We start from the raw sequence: 15,469 nt of genomic DNA on the forward strand, positions 1-15,469 counted from the left end.
TAGATCACGGAAAATACGGCGCTATTTCAGTATCTTGCTCAGCATCACACTGTGGGACATTTTCGACCGCACGGGCTCAGGCCCCCAGGACACGCTCCAGAAGCGCCCGCGCCCCCGCATCCGCGGGCCGGGCCCCGAGGTCCTGCCGGGAATGCTCCCGCTTCCAGCGCGTGGTGATCCCGCGGCAGTGCAGGTAGTGGAAATCCGCGCTCTCGAACCGCCGCGAGAACGGCACGAGGTCGAGGTTGTGGACGTTCCACGAATGCCGCCGCATCCGCCCCGCCGGCACGATGCAGTACTTCGCCGGGCAGGGCTTGCCGTCGTCGAGCACCCCCCAGTGGTCGGCATGGACCGGCGCCTCCGGATCGCCCATCGGCGTCCGCCACAGCCCGCGGAACTTGATCCACCCCGCCCGCGACGCCGCCGTCGCGTCGAAGACGCTCCGCCCGTCCCGCCCGACCACCAGCTCGTCCACGTCGATCTGCAGCACCGCCCGCGCCCGCCACAGCCAGCGCGCCCGCGCGAGGTTGAGGAGCGCCGTCTGCAGGAACATCGCCCGGCTCTTCGAGCCCCGCAGCGGCATCGGCCCGTAGGGCCGGTCGATCCGCGCCACCCGCACCACCTCGATCCCCGGCACGGCCAGCGCCTCCGCCAGCGCCTCCGGCCCGTAGCCCTCCGAGCCGTTGTCGAGGAACAGCACCGCATCCGCCCCGTGCTCGCCGACGTGGAACCGCGCCCAGTCCCGCACCCAGGGCAGCGCGTTGTCCTTCGACAGCGTCACCAGCACGTTCCGACTGGCGAAGGCGGCGCAGTCCGCGTCGGAATGCACCGGAACCTCCGCCTCCCAGCCCCGGAACCCGAACGCCAGCCGCTCCGGCCGCGCCGGCGCGGCGAGCTCCGCCACCGCATGGCGCCGCCACCGCCGCAGCCGCCGCAGCGGCGCCGGCCGCCCGTCCAGCCGGAACGCCCCCTCGCGGAACGCGACGCCGAGCTCCAGCGGCGGCGGACAGTAGAGCCGCACCACCCCCGCCTCCGCCACATGCACCACGTCATGGACGAGCCCCAGCGCGTCATACCGGGCGTCGTGGTTCTCCGGCCGGTCCGCCTCCGGGATCACCGGCGCCCGGCGCACGCCCAGCCCCTCCGGCAGCACGATGGTCGAGAACGCGTCGACCCTCGCGTCGGTCATCCGCGGCCCCTCCCGTCCGTCATGCCCGCTCCGGTCCTCGCGCCTGCCATCCCCGCACTGGTCCTCGCGCCCGCCACGCCCGTGACCCCCCTCGCGCCCGTCCTGCCCGCGCCGGCCCCCGCGTCCCTCATGTCGGCGCCGGCCCCCGCATCCCTCACGCCGGCGGCGCCCACCGCATCCGTCACGCCAGCGCCGCCCCCCACATCCGTCACGCCAGCGCCGCCCCCCACATCCGTCACGCCAGCGCCGCCCACCGCATCCGTCACGCCAGCGCCGCCCCCCACGTCCGTCATGCCGGCGCCGGCCCCTTGACGATCCCGTCCGGCGTCCACGCCACCCCCTCGCGCCGGATCCGCGCGATCCGCGCCTTGTTCGCCGCCTTGTGCGCCGGATCGGCATAGCCGCGCGGGTGGTCGAGATGCACGAGCGGCGCGGTGAACCGCAGGTGCCGCCCCCTCACCCCGGCGTTCGTCAGCCGCACCCCCATCTCCTTGTCGCCGCCCCCCCAGCGCATCGTCTCGTCGAAGCCGTTCACCCGCAGGATCGCCGCGCGGAACGCCGAGGCGTTGCCGCCGCCCCAGGCCCGCTGCACCGGGCTCGCCACGTCGAGCGCCGCCATCACCGGCCGCGGGAACGGCATCGCCTTCAGCCAGGTCCCGACCCGGTCGATCGCGCGATGCTCCCGCAGCCACCCCATCTCGAACACCCGCCCCGAGGCGACGTCCGCCTCCGTCACCGAGGCCGTCGCCTCGGCGTCGAGCCGGATCAGGCTCCCCGAGGCCCAGCTTTCCGGCCGCGCCAGCTCCAGGTGGCGGGCGACGAAACCCGGGTGGATCAGCATGTCGCCGTCGATGAAGATCAGGAAATCCGCCGCCGAGGTCGCGATCGCCCGGTTGAGGATCGCCGCCTTGCGAAACCCCTCGTCCTCCTGCCAGACATGCCGCACCGGCACGGGGCTCGCGGCGGCGAAGGCCTCCACCACCGCCCGCGTCGCCTCGCCCGAGCCGTCGTCGGCGATGGCGATCCCGTCCGGGCGAACCCGCTGCCGCGCCGCCGAGGCGAGGCTGAGCGCCAGCGCCCCCGGGTTCTCGTAGGTCGAGACGATCAGCTCGGACTTCATCGCCTACATCTGGCCGCGGCGCGCGAGATAATCCAGCGCCGCGCGATCCTCGACCTCGTCCCGCTCGATGTTCTCCACCGTCCGCAGCACCTTGCGCCGGTATTCCGGGGCCTTGGAGGTCAGGTTCGGCCCCCGCCCGATCTTCGCCTCCAGCTCCGCCCGCGACCGCGCGTAGTAGTGGTTCAGCTGCACATGCTCCGCGGAATAGAACTCCCGCCCCTCGCGGTCCTTCATCCGGAACCGCTCCCCGCGCTCGTTCCACGTCCAGCCCCCGCCGGTCTCCATCGCATGGACCCCCACGCCGACGAGCCGGCAGGGATCGACGAGGCACTTGAACGCCCGCACCCCCCGCAGGTCGCTCATCGGATCCGCCGCCCGCCGCAGGTAGCTCCGCACCACGCCGCCCTCGGGCGGCGTCGCATGGCCGGAATGCCCGAACATGTGCCAGGGCAGCGACACGTTCGCCACCTCCGGCCCCAGATGCGCCAGCGCCGCGTCGAGATCGCCCCCGCCCTCCGGCACGCCTGACGCTGCCACGCCCTGCGGCACGCCTTCCGCGCCCGCGCCCTGCAGCACGCCCGACGCCCCCGCGCCCTTCGGCACGCCTGACGCCCCCGTGCCTTTCGGCACGCCTGACGATCCCGCGCCTTTCGGCACGAGAAACTCGTCCGCGTCGATGAACGCCATCCAGCGGAACGCCCCGCCGAAGTTCGAGGCGGCATGGGCGTAGGCGAGCGCCTGGTTGTGGATCTCGCGCTCCAGGCCCGCATCCGACAGCCGCTGCCGCCACGGCGTCACCACCAGCCTTTCGCCCAGCGTCTCGCGCAGGATCGGGATCGTCGCGTCCGTGCAGCGGTCGTCGTAGACGAAGAACGCCCGCACCCCCGCGCCGGCGTGGAACTCCGCCCATTCCCGGACATGCGCCGCCTCGTCGCGCACCACGAGCGCGACGGCGATCCCGGCGCGGCCGGGCTCGGGCGCCGGCGGGACCATCCCGATCCGGCCGATCTTCCACAGGCGGCCGATCGTCGACCGGAGCATCGCGGCCTCCCCCCGAAGCGGCCGCCCGAATAGCACCGCCGCCGCCGCTTGGCAAAGCGCGGGCGTTGCGCGGGCGCCGTCCGGCCCGCTAGAGAGAACCGAAACCGGTTCGGGGGGACACCATGCGGCTTGGACTGGACTTCGGCGGCACCAAGATCGAGGGCGTCGTGCTGGCGCCCGACGGCGCCGAGCGCGCCCGCGCCCGGGTGCCGACGCCGCGGCACGACTATGCCGGCTGCCTCGCCGCCATCGACGGCCTGATGCGCCGGCTCGAGGACGAGGCCGGCGAGGCCATCGAGCGCGTCGGCATCGGCGTCCCCGGCGCCGTCGACCGCGACAGCGGCGTCGTCTACGGCGGCAACTCGACCTGGCTCCACGGCAAGCCGCTGCAGCAGGACCTCGCCAGCGCCCTCGGCCGGCCGGTGAAGATCGCCAACGACGCGAACTGCTTCGCGCTCTCCGAGGCGGTGGACGGCGCGGGCGTCGGCGCGCAGGTGGTGTTCGGCGTCATCCTCGGCTCGGGCGTCGGCGGCGGCGTCGTCGTCCGCGGCCAGCTCGTCGAGGGGGTGAACGCCATCGGCGGCGAATGGGGCCACATCCCGCTGCCGACGCCGCTCGCCGACGAGCGGCCCGGGCCGCTCTGCTCCTGCGGCGTGCCCGGCCATACCGAGGCCTGGCTCTCGGGGCGCAGCCTCGCCGCCGACTACGCCCGGCGCACCGGCATCGACCCCGAGGACGCGCCCCCGGCGCAGGAGGTGGTCGCCCGCGCCGCCTCCGGCGAGGCCGCGGCCGAGGAGACCATCCTGCGCTTCGAGGACCGCCTCGGCCGCTCGCTGGCGCTGATCGTCAACGTGCTCGACCCCGACGTGATCGTCCTCGGCGGCGGCCTCTCCAACGTCGAGCGCCTCTACGAGACGGTCCCCGGGAAGATCGCCGCCCACGTCTTCGGCCCCCGCTTCCACACCCGCCTCGTCCGCAACCGCCACGGCGACAGCTCCGGGGTGAGGGGCGCGGCCTGGCTCTGAGAGCCCGCTGCAAACTCGGGCTCCCGGGGCTCACGGCGCCCGTCCCTCGCGCCGGTCGTCCTCGATGGCCGGCGCCGGATCTGCGGACACACTGCACGACAGTGGAGAGGAAGCCCGGCCCGAGGCTGGCCGCGACGGTGACGCCAGACGGATTTGACCCGTGGCAAATCCGTCCGCGATCGCCCCTCGGGGGGCGAGCGCGTTGCCGCGCTCGCCGGGGCAATCACGGACGGATGGCGCGCTTCCGGAGAGATCTGCGCCCCTCACGGCTTCCGCGCCAACGCGCTCCAGCCGTCGGCGCGGCGAAAGCCATGCTTTCGCCTGTCGCGCCGGGCCTCGCGGGCAAGCCCGCTTCGGTCGGTCGGCGCGCGCGCCCCGTGGCTCCAGCAAAGCAGACAGGTGCCGTGCAGTGTGATCTGCGGATGTTATACTATAACCGTATCAAACAAATCAATGGCTTAGCTAATTTTCACGCGTGAACACGCCCATGCGAAGTCGATCCCTGCCCGCCGCTCCGGTGGGAGCGGCGGTCCGCGGCGTCACCCCGAGGCGAGCGCGCGCGCCGTCGTCTCGTCGGTGACCAGCCCGGAGAGCCGGCCGCTCGCCAGCACCGCCCGGAGCGGCGCGACCTTCTCCGCCCCCCCGGCGATCGCCACCAGCCCCCCGGCGCCGTCGAGGGGGGCGGCGATCGCCCGCGCCGTCAGGCCGGTCTCGATCGGCCGGCCGGCCGCGTCGAGGAAGGTCCCCAGCACCTCCGCCACCGCCCCCGCCGCGGCGGCCTCCGCCATCTCGTCGGCCGAGATCATCCCCGACCGCGCCAGCTGCGCCTCGCGCTCCACCGTGCCGATCCCCACCAGCTTCAGGCTCGCCTGCGCGGCCAGGTCGACCACCGCCCTCACGCCGCGCTGCGCCAGCAGCACCTCGCGATCCTCGGCGGTGTTGGCGAAGAACGGCACCGGGATGACATAGGCCTGCGCCCCGGTCTTCTCGGCCAGCCGGTGCATCACGTCGTAGGGGTTGGCGGCATAGTTCCGCGTCAGCCCCCCGAGCAGCGACACGAAGGCCGTCCCCGTCGCGTCGAGCCGCGGCAGCTGCGCCACCGCCGCGGCGAGCGTCCGCCCGTGCCCGAGCCCGATGATCCTGTGCCCGCCCCCCTCGATGGCGCGCCGCAGGTAGTCCGCCCCCGCCACCCCCAGCGCCCGCAGCGGCAGGCCCGGCTCGGCGAGGTCGGGGGCCACGACGCAATGATCGAGCGAGAAGCGCTCCGACAGCGCCGCCTCGAGCTCCACGCAGGCGACCACCGCCCCGTCGATCGAGACCTTGACCACCCCCTCGGCGACCGCCCGGGCGATCAGCCGATGGGTCTTGACGGTCGGCAGCCCCAGCCGCTTCGCCACCGCCGCCTGCGTCAGGCCCCCGGCGTAGTGCAGCCAGACCGCGCGGATGGCGAGCGAGTCGTCGGGTTCCATGGGCTCAGACCTTCAGATCCCCCGCGCCGGCGTCGATCCACGGCGCCCAGAACGCCACGCTCTCGGCGATCTGCGGGATCACCTGCCGGTCGTTCGGCTCGCGCTCCTTGAACGACAGCTCGAGGCAGATCTCGTTGTCGACCGCGCCCCCCTCGGCAAAGGCGGCGAGCAGCCGCTCCGGCTGGATATTGCCGCGGGCGTTGAACTCGGCCGTGAACGGCCGGTGCCCGCCCTTGTCGAGCAGCGACTGCTTGATGTGGATGATCGGCGACACCTTCGGCACGGCCCGCGCCCAGGCGTAGGGGTCGAAGTCCGCGGGGTCGGCGCTGGTGACGTCGCCATGGTCGATGTCGGCCATCATCCACATCGGAACCGCCATGTCCGCCGCCGTCAGCCGGTCCTGCAGCGCGAGGCAGGCGGCGATCGTCTCGCCGAACTCCCGCCCGACGCTCATCGGCTCCCAGAAGACGTAGGAAAGCCCCGCCGCCTTCGCATGCTCCGCCACCTCGGCCCAGCACTCGACGGCGATGGCGATCAGCTCGTCGCGGCGGATCGGGTCGTCGAAGTCGCGGTAGGTGAAGATCGCGAACTGCGTGCCGATCCCCTGCCCGCCGAGGTCGCCGATGATGTCGGCGAAGGTCTTGAACCAGTCGACGTAGTAGCGCCGCACGTCCCGGTCCGGGTGCCCGAAGTGGTTGAGCCGCCCGTAGGGCCCGGTCATCCCCGAGGTGACCTGCACCCCCGTCCGCTCCAGCGCCGCGCCCATCTGCCGGGTCAGCCGGCGGATCACCGGCGCGGGCCAGCTCGGGTTGACGAACTCGTGGGTGAGCTGGAGGTCGCGGATCCGCAGGTCGCGCGCCACCGCGTCGATCAGGTCGTCCGGCTCGGCGAAGCGGTTCACCAGCGGGTTGGTGTTCAGCGAGAGGGTCAGGGGCATCCGGGTCAGGCCTCCGGGCGCGGGCTAACACGCGTGATAGAGAGATCAACCATTTGATTTCATTTCGCTTTCAGAATTCCATCAACCGGATGGAAACCTTAGTTAATCACGCCGCCTGCGCCAGTTCGGCGTGGAACCACGCGGCGAAGGCGTCGCGCTCGGCGGGCGTCATGTGCAACTCCTGCTTGGTGCGCCGGTGCAGCACGTCCTCCGGCTCGCGCGCCCATTCGTGGGCCACGAGATAGCGCACCTCGGCCTCGTAGAGCTGCGCGCCGAAATGCCTCCCCAGTCCCTCGACCGAGGTGGCACCGCCCACCACGCGGTCGGTCCGCGCGCCGTAGGTGCGGGCGTAGTGAAGGAGGAGCGCCCGCGGCATCCACGGCCAGGCGAGCTTCGCCCGCTCGACGAAGCTCACGAAATCCGCCCCCTCCATCTCGCCCCCCGGCAGCGGCGCCGTGGCCGTCCAATCGCCGCGCATGGTCGGGAAGAACTTCGCCAGCCGGTGCATCCCCCGCTCGGCCAGCTCGCGGAAGGTGGTGATCTTGCCGCCGAAGATGTTGAGGAGCGGCGCCCCCCCGGTCTCGTCGAGGTCGAAGACGTAGTCGCGGGTCACCGCCGAGGGGTTGCCCTTGCCGTCGTCGAAGAGCGGCCGCACCCCGGAGAACGACATGATGACGTCCTCGCGCCGCAGCTTCTCCTTGAAGTAGCGGTTCACGGCGGCGATCAGGTACTCGATCTCCTTCTCCTCGGCCGCCACGTCCTCCGGCCGGCCCTCGTAGCCGACGTCGGTGGTGCCGATCAGCGCCATGTCGCCCTCGTAGGGGTTGATGAAGATCACCCGCTTGTCGTGGTTCTGCACCAGGTAGGCCTGCCGACCCTCCCAGAACTTCGGCACGATGATGTGGCTGCCCTTCACCAGCCGCACGCTCCGCGTCGAGCTCGAGGCCGCCCTCCCGATGAAGTCGTTCACCCAGGGGCCGGCCGCGTTGACGATGACCTTCGCCCGCACGCTGCGGGTCTGCCCGGTGCGCGCGTCGCGCAGCTCCGCCGTCCAGGCCCCGCTCTCCCGCCGGGCGGCGACGCAGGCGGTGCGGGTCAGCACCTCGGCGCCCTTCTCCTGCGCGGAAAGGGCGTTCAGCACCACGAGCCGCGCGTCGTCGACCCAGCAGTCGGAATACTCGAAGCCGCGGGTGAACTTGTCGAGGATCGGCGCCCCCTCGGGATCGCGCCGCAGGTCGAGCGCCCGCGTCCCCGGCAGCTTCTTCCGCCCGCCGAGGTGGTCGTAGAGGAAGAGCCCGAGGCGCACGAGCCAGGCCGGCCGGTCCTCCGGGCTATGCGGCAGCACGAAGCGCATCGGCCAGATGATGTGCGGCGCGGCGGCGAGCAGGACCTCGCGCTCGATCAGCGCCTCGCGGACCAGCCGGAACTCGTAATATTCGAGGTAGCGCAAGCCACCATGGACCAGCTTGCCCGAGCGCGACGAGCAGCCCTCGGCGAGGTCGTCCTTCTCGGCGAGGATCACCGAGAGCCCCCGCCCGGCGGCGTCGCGCGCGATGCCCGCGCCGTTCACCCCGCCGCCGACGACGAGGAGGTCTATCATCCCGGGCTCTGTCATGCCGTGCTCCTTTCGGGCGCGAGGCTCGCCGCGGGCGAACCGGATGCGGATTTGGCGCGGTCGCGCGCGGCCAGCGCCTCCCAGACCGGCGCGAGGGCGCGGCGGGCCTGGAGGTAGGGGGGAAAGAGCCCGTCATAGACCCGGACGAGGTCGGGGTCCGGCGGCTCGGCCGGGCCGAGGAGCGGCGTCACCCAGCGTGCGATGCAGGCGTCCATCGACGGATAGGCGCCGACCGCCACCGCGGCCATCATCGCCGCGCCGGCCGCGCCGGCCTCCTCGCGGGCGGAGACGCGCACCGGCGCCTGCACCGCCCCGGCGAGGATCGCCCGGAGCGCCCGCGACCGCGCCGCGCCGCCGGTCAGCCGCAGCTCCGAGGGGAGCGGCCCCATCGCGGCGTAGCAGTCGCGCGCCGCGAGGCCGAGGCCCTCGACCACGGCGCGCATCAGGTCGGGGAAGCGGTGCCCGCTGGAGAGCCCGACGAACCCCGCCCGGGCGTTCGCGTCCACGAAGGGCCCGCGCTCGCCGGCCTCGGAAATGTAGGGGTGGTAGAGGATCGCCCCCGGCCTCGACGCGGCCAGCCAGGGCTCGATATGCGACACGAGGTCGGAGAACGCGACCGGGTGGCCCATCCCGGCCATCAGATCGGCGGCGAGGCGCAGCGCCCAGTCGATGTTGAGCGCCGCCGCCATGTTGGTCTGCATCTGGGTGACGTAGCCCGGGACCGGCAGCGCCATGACGTAGCCCGTGCCCTCGGCGTTGAGCGTCACCTCCTCGACACGCTTCGAGACGAGATGCACCCCGGTCGATCCGATCACCGTGCAGGCCGCGTGGGCGTCGCCGGTATGGACCCCGGCCCCGAGCGCCGTCATCACCATGTCGACGTAGCCGAGGCTGACCGGCGTGCCGGCGAGGAGCCCCGTCTCCGCCGCGGCCGCCGCGGTCAGCGGATGCGCGGTCTCCGTCCCGTCGACGATCTCCGGCAGCAGCCCGCGCCGCCGCCCGAGGCCGAGCGCCGCGATCGCCACGTCGTCGTAGCCGCGGGTGCGGAAGTTGCCGAAGGTCCAGGCCGCCTCCGAGGGGTCGGTCGCCCGCACCCCGGTCAGCCGCAGGTAGAGCCAGTCCTTGCAGTGGAGCGCCGCCTCGGCGCGGTCGAGCAGCTCCGGCGCGGCGCGCTCCATCTGCGCCATCTGCGCGCCCTGCTGGCAGGTGTTGAGGCCGGTCCCCGTCGCCTCGAAGCGGGCGCGCTCCATCGGCCCGGCGACGAGCCGCGCCACGCTCGGCGCGGCGCGGGCGTCGAGCCACAGCCAGGCGTCGCCGACCGGCGCGTCGCCCTTGCCCACGAGCCAGGTGCCGTCGCCCTGCGCCGTCACCGCCACGGCCGCGGTGCGCCGGGCCAGCCCCTCGACCTTCTCGCCGAGGCCGCGCAGCGCCGCCACGCAATCCGCCCAGGTGCGCTCCATCGGCTGGGTGGCCGCGCCGTCCGCGCCGCTGTCGTAGCGGTTGAGCACCGAGGCCGCGGCGATCTGCGCGCCGGCGAGGTCGAAGGCCACCGCCTTGACCACCGAGGTGCCCGAATCGATCCCGATCAGCAGGTCCGCGCCCTCACGCATGGCCGCCGCTTCCGATCCGCATCCGCCGTCCTCCCAGCGTGGGCGGCCTTGCCGCCGCGTCGTCGCCGCAGGCGCTGCGCCCTGCATTTTTTTGCTGACAACGAAGTTTATTTCACATACAGATCCTGCCTGTCAAGCTCGACGAGGAGCGGACGGCAGGCCCCGGCGCCCACCGAACCGCACCCGCGACGCCACAGGGCCAGAGCGGCCGACACCTTGGGAGGGGGTCCGAGAAATGCAGACAGGTCAACGCCCTGCCCCGTCTCGCCGGGCGACGCCGACCCTGCCGACCATGGCCCGCCCGGCTCCCCGAATCGCCCCGAACCGCGAGGTCGCCTCATGAGCGCGCAGATCGACGCATCCGCCCGGCCGCCGCGCCGGTCCCGCGGCACGCTGATCGCGGCGGGGGTGGCCGCGCTCCTCGTCGCCGGGATCGCCGTCGACACCAAGGTAGTGGTGATGGGCTCCGAGCACGACGTGCGCGCCGACGTCTTCTCGCCCGAGGCCTTCGGCGCGGAGCAGTTCCCGACGATCCAGGCCTTCGTCGCCGAGCGCGCCGTGCCGGCCGCGGACCTCGCCGCCCAGCTCGCCGCCGACAAGGACGCCGCCACCGCCGCGCACGGGGTCAAGGCGGGCGTCGGCTACGTGATGCCGGTCTCCTTCACCGGGGTGGTCGGCGAGGGCAAGGCCGGTGTGTTCCCCGTCGCGGTCGAGGGGCTGCCCGAGGGCGTCGTCGTCCGCGTCCAGACCGGCCCGGCGATCAACGGCACCGAGCTGCGCGACGCCACCGGCGAGATCCAGTTCGGCCAGTTCAAGAACCAGATCGAGTTCCAGGATGCGGGCTCGGCGATCAACAACGCCATGAAGGCCGCGGTGCTCGCCGGCATCGACAACAAGGCGCTGACCGGCAAGACCGTCACGGTCACCGGCGCGTTCACCCTGATCAACCCGAAGAACTGGCTGGTGACGCCGGTGAGGTTCGAGGCGCAATGACCGACGCCCCCGCAGCCCGCCCGGACATCCGCGAGGTCGTGCTCGCGGCCCGCAACGTCGCCAAGTCCTACGGCGCGATCCAGGCGCTCAAGGGCGTCAACTTCGACATCCACCGCGGCCAGGTGACGACGCTCTTCGGCGAGAACGGCGCCGGCAAGTCGACGCTGATGAAGATCCTGTCGGGCGTGATCCAGCCCACGTCCGGCGAGATCCTCCTCGACGGCAAGCCGATCACCTTCTCGTCCTCGACCCATGCCCGCGACAACGGCGTCTCGATCATCCACCAGGAGCTGTCGCTCGCGCCGAACCTCTCGGTCCGCGACAACGTGTTCATGGGCCGCGAGATCCGCGGGGCGGGCGGCGTCGACTTCGCCGAGGAGGAGCGGCAGACCCGCAAGCTGATGGAGGAGCTGGAGGAGGAGATCGACCCGCGCACGCCGGTCGAGGAGCTGCGCCTCGGCCAGCAGCAGATCGTCGAGATCGCCCGGGCGCTGTCGGTCAACTCGCGCATCCTGATCATGGACGAGCCGACCTCGGCGCTCTCCGCCTCCGAGGTCGAGGTTCTCTTCAAGGTCATCCGCGACCTGACCGCCCGCGGCGTCTCGATCGTCTACATCTCGCATCACCTCGAGGAGGCGCTGCAGATCACCGACCACGCCGTGGTGCTGCGCGACGGCGCCATGACCGCCTACGCGCCGCGGGCAGAGATCGACCTCGAATGGATCGTGCGCAACATGGTCGGCGAGAACTTCGACCTCGGATCGCCGCCGACCGGCTACGAGATGGGCAAGGTGGCGCTGAAGATCGAGAACCTGAGCGTCCCCGCCCCCGGCGGCGCCTATTCCGTGGTGGACCGCTTCTCGCTCGACGTGCGCGCCGGCGAGATCGTCTGCATCTACGGCCTGATGGGCGCCGGGCGCACCGAGATGATGGAATGCGTCGCCGGCCGTCTCGCGCCCTCCGACGGAAGGGTGCTGCTCCATGGCGCCGACGTCTCGCGCCTGTCGATCGCCGAGCGCATCGCCGCCGGATTGGTCCTCGTGCCGGAGGACCGCCAGCGCGACGGGCTGGTGCAGACGATGACCGTCGGCCAGAACCTGTCGCTCGCCTCGATCGGCGCCTTCGTCCGCGGCATCTTCACCTCGCGCCCGCGCGAGCAGGCGCTGGTCGACCGCTCGATCAAGGACGTCCACATCAAGACGGACGGCGGCGGCGCGATGATCGGCTCGCTCTCCGGCGGCAACCAGCAGAAGGTCGTCATCGGCAAGATGCTGGCGACGAACCCCTCCGTCGTCCTCCTCGACGAGCCCTCGCGCGGCATCGACATCGGCGCCAAGTCCGAGGTGTTCAAGCTGCTCGCCGAAGGCGCCCGCCGCGGCCTCGCGGTGGTCTACTCGACCTCCGAGGTCGGCGAATGCCTCTCCGTCGCCCACCGCATCGTGGTGATGGCCAAGGGCAAGATCTCCGCGGAGTTCGGCCCCGACGTCACCAAGGAGAAGATCATGGCGGCCTCGGGCGAGGTCGACCTCCAGCAGCAGCTCGTCGACCTCTACGGGCTCGAGTTCGCCCGCGTCGTCACCGACCTGCACCAGGACGAGCTGCCGCTCGAGGCCCTCGGCGTCGCCGGCGCCGCCTTCCTCGCCGAGGAGATCGCCCGCGGCAAGCCGACCACCATCGGCGTCGGCTACGGCCGCACGCTGGCCGCCGCCGCGAACGCGCTCCCCGGCGGCGACGCGCCGCACGTGCGCTTCGTCTCGCTGATGGGCGAGCTCACCCGCGAGGCGGGCGCCAACCCGCACGAGACCGCGGCGCTCCTCGCCGCGCGCTCGGGCTCCACGGCGATCGTCATGCCGGCCCCGTTCATGGCCCCCTCCCGCGCCGAGCGCGACGCCCTCCTCGCCCGTCCGGAGGTGGCCGGGGCCGTCGCCGCCGCCGGCGAGAGCGACCTGATGCTCGTCGGCGTGGGCGCCGCGGACGCCGACGCGGTGCTCGCCGCCGCGGGCATGATCGCGCCCGCCGACATCGAGGCGCTCAAGGCCCGCGGCGCCGCCGGCGAGATCCTCGGCCACTTCTTCGACGAGCGCGGCCGGACGGTCGAGAACGAGATCACCGAGCGCATCGTCACCCTGCCGATCGACGCCCTGCGCCGCCGGCGCATGGTCGCCCTCGCCGGCGGCGCCCGCAAGGTGCGCGGCCTGCGCGCCGCGCTCCTCGGCGGCCTCCTCGCCGGGCTGATCACCGACGAGCGCACCGCCCGCGGCCTCGTCGACGCCGCCCGCGCCGAGGCGGGCCAGCGCGCCGCCCACGGAGGCTGAGCCATGGCCCGGCCGACGCCCCCCGCCCCGACACCCGACCAGGAGCCCCGGACATGAGCGACGTCAGCCAAAGCGGCAGCCCTGCGCGGAGCTTCTCCGGCGCCGACATCGCCCGCATCCTGCTCGAGGGGCGCGCCTTCTTCGCGCTCATCGTCATCGTGATCGTCTTCTCGATCCTGTCGCCGAACTACTTCACGCTCGGCAACTTCCTGACGATGGCGAACCACGTCGCCATCTACGGCCTGCTCTCCATCGGCATGCTCCTCGTCATCCTCAACGGCGGCATCGACCTCTCCGTCGGCTCCGTCCTCGCGCTCTGCGGCGTCGTCGCCGGGGCGCTGATGCAGGGGGTCACGCTCGAATGGGCGGGCGTCATCCTCTACCCGCCGGTCTGGGCCGTGGTGGTCATCACCTGCGCCCTCGGCGCCCTCGTCGGCGTGGTCAACGGCGTCCTGATCGCCTGGTTCAAGGTGCCCGCCTTCGTCGCCACCCTCGGCACGCTCTACGTCGCCCGCGGCGTCGCGCTCCTGATGACGAACGGCCTCACCTACAACAACCTCTCCGGCCGGCCCGAGCTCGGCAACACCGGCTTCGACTGGCTGGGCTTCAACCGCATCGCCGGCATCCCGATCGGCGTCATCGTGCTCGTCGTCGTCGCCGTGCTCTGCCACCTGATGCTCACCCGCACCGCCTTCGGCCGCTGGCTCTACGCCTCCGGCGGCAACGAGCGCGCGGCGGAGCTGTCCGGCGTCCCGACCAAGCGGGTGAAGATCACCGTCTACGTGCTCTCCGGCGTCTGCGCCGCCATCGCCGGGCTCGTGCTCTCCTCGCAGCTCACCTCCGCCGGCCCGACCGCGGGCACCACCTACGAGCTGACCGCCATCGCGGCCGTCGTCATCGGCGGCGCGGCGCTGACCGGCGGGCGCGGCACCATCGGCGGCACCATGCTCGGCGCCTTCGTCATCGGCTTCCTCTCCGACGGGCTGGTGATCGTCGGCGTGTCGTCCTACTGGCAGACGGTGTTCACCGGCGCGGTGATCGTGCTCGCGGTGCTCCTCAACTCGATCAACTACGGCCGCCCCGGCAAGCGCTGACGGCCCCCCGCATTCCCCGGGACGGGCTCGACCCGGTCCCGGCCAACCCCGCCGCTCGGCCGGCGACAACCACAACCCGAAGGGAGTGAACACGAGATGCTGAAGAAGGGAACGCGGCTGCTGCTCGCCGCCGCCGTCGCCGCGCCGCTCTACGCGAGCGCCGCCTGGGCCGAGGGCCTGATCTCGATCATCGTCACCGACCCGGCCAACCCCTACTGGTACACCGAGGGCGAGGTGGCGAAGGCCACCGCCGAGGGCCTCGGCTACACCGCCACCGTCGCCGCCCACAAGGGCGACACCAACACCGAGTCGAACCTGATCGACACCGCCATCACCAACAAGGCCGTCGCGATCATCCTCGACCCGGCCAACGCCGACGGCTCGATCGGCGCGGTCAAGAAGGCGGTCGCGGCCAACATCCCCGTCCTGCTCGTCAACGCCGAGATCAACCAGGAGGGCCTCGCCAAGGCGCAGCTCGTCTCCAACAACGCCCAAGGCGCCGCGATCGGCGCCGTGCAGTGGGTCGAGAGCGTCGGCGACAGCGGCAACTACGTCGAGCTCTTCGGCAACCCGGCCGACAACAACGCCGCCACCCGCTCGAACGGCTACGAGACGGTGCTGAGCCAGTATCCCGACCTGGTGAAGAAGGCGCAGGAAGTGGCCAACTGGGACCGCACCCAAGGCTACAACAAGATGCAGTCGATGCTTCAGGCCAATCCCGACATCATCGGGGTGATCTCGGGCAACGACGAGATGGCGCTGGGCGCGATCGCCGCGCTCAAGGAGGCGGGCAAGCTCGCCGACATCAAGGTCGGCGGCTTCGACGGCTCGCCCGACGCGGTGGCGGCGATCAAGGCCGGCGAGATGCAGTACACCGTCCTCCAGCCCGTCGCGGTGTTCTCCGCCGAGGCGGTGCGGCAGGCCGACAGCTTCATCCGGACCGGCTCGACCGGCGCGGCCTCCGAGAAGCAGCTCTTCGACTGCATCCTGATCACCCCGGACATGGTCGACCAGTTCGTCGGTCCGTTCACCCTGAAGTCGATGGTCGCCGGCTGATCGGG

12 protein-coding genes are annotated in these 15,469 nt (G+C 72.4%); 5 read left to right on the forward strand and 7 right to left on the reverse strand.

Annotation, left to right across the window (positions count from 1 at the left end; translation table 11 throughout):
- Nucleotides 1-76: 76 nt before the first annotated feature.
- From KBB57_RS00465 to KBB57_RS00475, 3 genes are all read right to left on the reverse strand, one after another.
- Nucleotides 77-1,189 carry a hypothetical protein gene (locus tag KBB57_RS00465; protein WP_290745106.1) on the reverse strand — a complete coding sequence of 371 codons (1,113 nt, stop codon included), beginning with the start codon at nucleotides 1,187-1,189 and terminating at the stop codon, nucleotides 77-79.
- 289 nt (nucleotides 1,190-1,478) lie between these two features.
- Nucleotides 1,479-2,309 (reverse strand): glycosyltransferase, encoded by an 831-nt coding sequence (locus KBB57_RS00470; protein WP_290745109.1) that lies wholly within the window; start codon nucleotides 2,307-2,309, stop codon nucleotides 1,479-1,481.
- 3 nt (nucleotides 2,310-2,312) lie between these two features.
- Nucleotides 2,313-3,350, reverse strand: coding sequence for a glycosyltransferase family 92 protein (locus KBB57_RS00475; protein ID WP_290745112.1), 1,038 nt, complete (start codon nucleotides 3,348-3,350; stop codon nucleotides 2,313-2,315).
- A gap of 122 nt (nucleotides 3,351-3,472) precedes the next feature.
- Here KBB57_RS00475 and KBB57_RS00480 point away from each other — a divergent pair, with 122 nt between their 5' ends.
- Nucleotides 3,473-4,375: an ROK family protein gene (locus KBB57_RS00480; RefSeq protein WP_290745115.1), complete on the forward strand. Its 903-nt coding sequence runs from the start codon at nucleotides 3,473-3,475 to the stop codon at nucleotides 4,373-4,375.
- A gap of 539 nt (nucleotides 4,376-4,914) precedes the next feature.
- On the opposite strand, the gene KBB57_RS00485 is transcribed toward KBB57_RS00480, so the two are convergent.
- The 4 genes from KBB57_RS00485 to KBB57_RS00500 all read right to left on the reverse strand — a co-directional run bounded on the left by KBB57_RS00485 (nucleotide 4,915) and on the right by KBB57_RS00500 (nucleotide 10,006).
- The gene (locus tag KBB57_RS00485; RefSeq protein WP_290745118.1) at nucleotides 4,915-5,844 is read right to left on the reverse strand and encodes a sugar-binding transcriptional regulator; all 930 of its coding nucleotides are present in this window, start codon (nucleotides 5,842-5,844) and stop codon (nucleotides 4,915-4,917) included.
- A 4-nt stretch (nucleotides 5,845-5,848) separates the two neighbouring features.
- Nucleotides 5,849-6,781, reverse strand: coding sequence for a TIM barrel protein (locus KBB57_RS00490; RefSeq protein ID WP_290745121.1), 933 nt, complete (start codon nucleotides 6,779-6,781; stop codon nucleotides 5,849-5,851).
- A 106-nt stretch (nucleotides 6,782-6,887) separates the two neighbouring features.
- Nucleotides 6,888-8,396: a glycerol-3-phosphate dehydrogenase gene (locus KBB57_RS00495; protein ID WP_290745124.1), complete on the reverse strand. Its 1,509-nt coding sequence runs from the start codon at nucleotides 8,394-8,396 to the stop codon at nucleotides 6,888-6,890.
- Nucleotides 8,393-10,006 carry an FGGY-family carbohydrate kinase gene (locus KBB57_RS00500; RefSeq protein WP_290745127.1) on the reverse strand — a complete coding sequence of 538 codons (1,614 nt, stop codon included), beginning with the start codon at nucleotides 10,004-10,006 and terminating at the stop codon, nucleotides 8,393-8,395. Before KBB57_RS00500 ends, KBB57_RS00495 begins: the two co-directional genes overlap by 4 nt.
- A 339-nt stretch (nucleotides 10,007-10,345) precedes the next feature.
- Here KBB57_RS00500 and KBB57_RS00505 point away from each other — a divergent pair, with 339 nt between their 5' ends.
- From KBB57_RS00505 to KBB57_RS00520, 4 genes are all read left to right on the forward strand, one after another.
- On the forward strand, nucleotides 10,346-10,999 hold the full coding sequence (locus tag KBB57_RS00505) for a DUF2291 domain-containing protein (RefSeq protein WP_290745131.1): 654 nt from the start codon (nucleotides 10,346-10,348) through the stop codon (nucleotides 10,997-10,999).
- On the forward strand, nucleotides 10,996-13,314 hold the full coding sequence (locus KBB57_RS00510; protein ID WP_290745134.1) for a sugar-binding domain-containing protein: 2,319 nt from the start codon (nucleotides 10,996-10,998) through the stop codon (nucleotides 13,312-13,314). Before KBB57_RS00505 ends, KBB57_RS00510 begins: the two co-directional genes overlap by 4 nt.
- A 53-nt stretch (nucleotides 13,315-13,367) precedes the next feature.
- Entirely contained in the window at nucleotides 13,368-14,408 is a 1,041-nt protein-coding gene (locus tag KBB57_RS00515; protein ID WP_290745137.1) for an ABC transporter permease, read from the forward strand.
- A 96-nt stretch (nucleotides 14,409-14,504) separates the two neighbouring features.
- Nucleotides 14,505-15,464, forward strand: a complete 960-nt coding sequence (locus KBB57_RS00520; protein ID WP_290745140.1) for a D-ribose ABC transporter substrate-binding protein — start codon at nucleotides 14,505-14,507, stop codon at nucleotides 15,462-15,464.
- Nucleotides 15,465-15,469 lie beyond the last annotated feature (5 nt).

Origin of the sequence: Amaricoccus sp. (assembly GCF_017993425.1) — a bacterium.
Lineage (GTDB): Bacteria > Pseudomonadota > Alphaproteobacteria > Rhodobacterales > Rhodobacteraceae > Amaricoccus.